Origin of the sequence: Butyrivibrio sp. ob235, assembly GCF_900109475.1 — a bacterium.
Taxonomy (GTDB): domain Bacteria; phylum Bacillota; class Clostridia; order Lachnospirales; family Lachnospiraceae; genus Butyrivibrio.
The window spans coordinates 1-1,893 of the sequence record NZ_FOBE01000072.1; the positions used below are offsets into that span (position 1 = coordinate 1).

The 1,893-nt window shown below is 41.8% G+C and carries 1 protein-coding gene; it reads left to right on the forward strand.

What is annotated here, in order from left to right:
- Window positions 1–107 precede the first annotated feature (107 nt).
- A complete protein-coding gene (locus BMW61_RS21450) occupies window positions 108–1,580 on the forward strand; it encodes an ISLre2 family transposase (protein ID WP_091826126.1) in 1,473 nt (490 codons plus the stop codon).
- Window positions 1,581–1,893: the final 313 nt, after the last annotated feature.

The window sequence follows — 1,893 nt, forward strand, 5'->3', positions numbered from 1 at the left end:
GCTAGCGTAAAGTTTTTGTAGGATTAATTGAAAAAGGGGATTTCCTTCATGGTATAGTTGATATTCGGGTGTGCAAACCTAATACAACTAGATGGAGGAGTCCCCTTGTGTTAAATAGTATACAGCATTTTATTGAGAATGGAGTACCAAATCTTCAGAAAGCATCAAAAGATTTCTCGGAGAATCCAAAGGACTTTGCAGGGTTTGTAAGCAGAGTGCGAAATGAAGCATTACAGATGGCATTGGACTACATTTCAGAGACACTCTCCACCTGCAACCAGATTCTTAAGGACAGTCCCATAAGAAGAGAAAAATGGGAAGTGGTTAGAACTGATGAGAAAACTCTGATCACATCAATCGGGAAGGTTATGTTCTCTAAGACTTTGTTTAAAAATAAGGAAACCGGTGAAAGAAGATACCTTTTAGATGACATGCTAGAGTTTGATCCTCATGAAAGGATGTCAGAGGATGCCATAGCGCAACTTCTTTCAGAGACAGTACAGACTTCATACCGTAAAGGAGGAAAAGCGGCAAGTATCCTCGATGAGGTCAGCAAGGAAACTGTAAAGGATAAGATACACGCGCTGGAGTTCCCTAAGGAACAGAAACGAAGAGGAAGAAAACGTAAGGTTGAATACCTGTATATAGAAGCTGATGAAGACCATGTATCTTTGCAGTTCCAAAAGAAAAAAGGTGATCTTCAGGTAAATCAGTACGGTAGAAAACTCAATGGAATGATAAATAAGCTCATATATGTCCATGAAGGTATCGAAAAGGATGCCCCAAAAAGCAAACGCCATCATCTTGTTAATGCCCATTATTTCTGCGGCGCATATGAGGGTAAGGCTAACAGTGAGTTATGGGATGAAGTCTACACCTATATAGATAACAACTATGATATCAGCAGTATTAGGAGGATATATCTGGGCGCAGATGGTGGAGCATGGATAAAAGCTGGCGGAAAGAGAATTAGTGGCATCACATATATACTCGATGAATTTCATCTTAAAAAGTACCTGATAAAGATGACCAACCACATGCAGGACAGTGCTTATGATGCCAGGAAGGTTCTGTCAGAGACTATCAGAGACGGAAGTAAGGAAGACTTTCTGTCTGTAGTAGATATGCTTGAGTATCATGCTGAAAGTGCCAAGGAAAAGAAGTATATCCAGGAAGGCGCATCATATATCCTTGAAAACTGGTCTGCTGCAAAGATCAGGCTGAGATATAGAAGAATACCAGGATGCAGTACAGAAGGTCATGTCAGTCATGTCCTTGCAAAAAGAATGAGTATGACTCCTATGGGATGGAGCCGTAAAGGTGCAGACAGAATGGCCAAGCTGAGCGCATATGCATGGAACAAAAAGGATATGCTCGAATTAGTGCGTTATCAGAAGACCATACTTCCAAAAGCTGTGGGTGCGGAAGAAGTAACCACAGTAGTTGCAGAAGTTAGAAATACCATGCACAAGCAACCGGTATGGGGAAAATACTACGACAGCATGCAGGTAGAGCTTAGTGGCGAGATGAAGAAATGGATGAGAATAGGAATGTATAACTACATCTGGAAACTGTTCTAAAAAAGGAAGCCAGAGGCTGACGCCTCTGCCCTTGAATAAAGTGCGCTGGAGCGCACAATTATCCTTGATCTGCTTGACTACAGACTATCTGTCAGGAAATGTCTGTCAACCCCAAAGCCGCTACGCGGTGCGCTCTGCGCAGGGTTGACTGATATTTCCTGACAGATAAAGTAGTCAACAAGCAGACCAAGGATTAAAAATGACAGCCTTGAACTGTCATCTTACCAAGCGATATAATGAGTAAGGTTTGAACATCTGAACTAATCACAGGGGATATCCACCCTTTCAAATCCTACAGTAAATTTACGCCGTC